The organism is Spiroplasma endosymbiont of Megaselia nigra (assembly GCF_003987485.1).
GTDB lineage: Bacteria > Bacillota_I > Bacilli_A > Mycoplasmatales > Mycoplasmataceae > Spiroplasma.
On record NZ_RCOO01000256.1, the window covers coordinates 1 to 1,342 of the forward strand.

The 1,342-nt window shown below is 24.7% G+C and carries 1 protein-coding gene; it reads left to right on the forward strand.

Features of this window, described 5'->3' with window-relative positions; all coding sequences use genetic code 4:
* Nucleotides 1–1,317 (forward strand): hypothetical protein (locus tag D9R21_RS07650; protein ID WP_158613980.1); only part of this gene is annotated, 1,317 nt, incomplete at its 5' end.
* Nucleotides 1,318–1,342: the final 25 nt, after the last annotated feature.

The window sequence follows — 1,342 nt, forward strand, 5'->3', positions numbered from 1 at the left end:
ACTAGTTTAGGTTTTACAACTTTATTAACCGATAAATGTAAAGGTACTGTTTTAACTAACGATGGTTCAAAAACAAGTGAGTTAGTTTATTCAACATATAATTTAAAACAATTAAATCCTAAAACTAACCGAGTTTATTTAATTAATGAACAAACTAAAGCAGTTGATGCTCAAACACCAGTTAGTGATAGTGAAAAAGATAATGATTGTGAATTCTTACAAACACCCGATGGTACAAATTGTAGTTATATAATTGATATGTTTTCAATTCAAGCATTATATAAAGGTAATTTTGAAATTATCTTTTATGCTGATAACCCATATACCAATAATGAAGAAGATTATTTAAGATTATCAGTATGGAGTTTTCGTGGTAAAACAAAAAGCACATTAAATAATTATTTACGCGATATGACAACTAATTATAAAACTAGTTTTCTATTACCGCACGATTATGAAATACCAACATTTAATTACCCACAATATGTATTACCACCAGTGCCATATGATTATAAAACATATACCAAAGATATTATGCCTTCTGATGTAGTACTACCATTAAAAACCAAAATTACCGCACCAGCACAATGTAAGAAAGCACATTTAAATTCTGAATCCATCAATTTATTTTCTGATGATTTTAATCAAGGTTATTATGAAACTGAAATTGATTTAAAACAAATTGACCCAACAATTCAGAGTATTGAAAAATTTATTGGTTCATATAAAACAATTGAGATAAGTAATCTTAATAATTTACAAGTTGAATGTGGGCCACCAAATATAGAAAATTTTATTCCTAATAGAAATGTAAATATTTTAGGTAGTGGTTATAATGAGTTTTGTGCATATAATTATGGTTCATTAGAAAATATAACTTTGCAACAAAGTGGTGGTTCACAAACTGATAAAGTTAATTTTGATAATACAATAACTTTATATACTAAAAATATAACTAATGATATTCAAACAGTTGCTACTGGTTTTGCTACTGGTTTACCTATTGGAGAATATGCAAATAAATATAAACCTGAAAAAGTTGGAATTATCGAATATATTAAATTTTTATTACAAATAACATCACTGTCTAATAAAGTTAATGATAAAATTAAAGAAACTTATTTACAAGCATATTATACAAATGATATGAAATTAAAAATTATATTTTCAAAAGTATTATTTGCTAATTTATCAGCAAATTGAACTTATTACTTAGGTAATGATAAAAATATAACAATAGATGTTAATAATCCAAATGTATTGGGTATTAGAAATAAAAGCAACAATCCAGTTAAAATTACAATTAAAACAAGCTAAAATAAAAAGAGATTTAATAATCTCT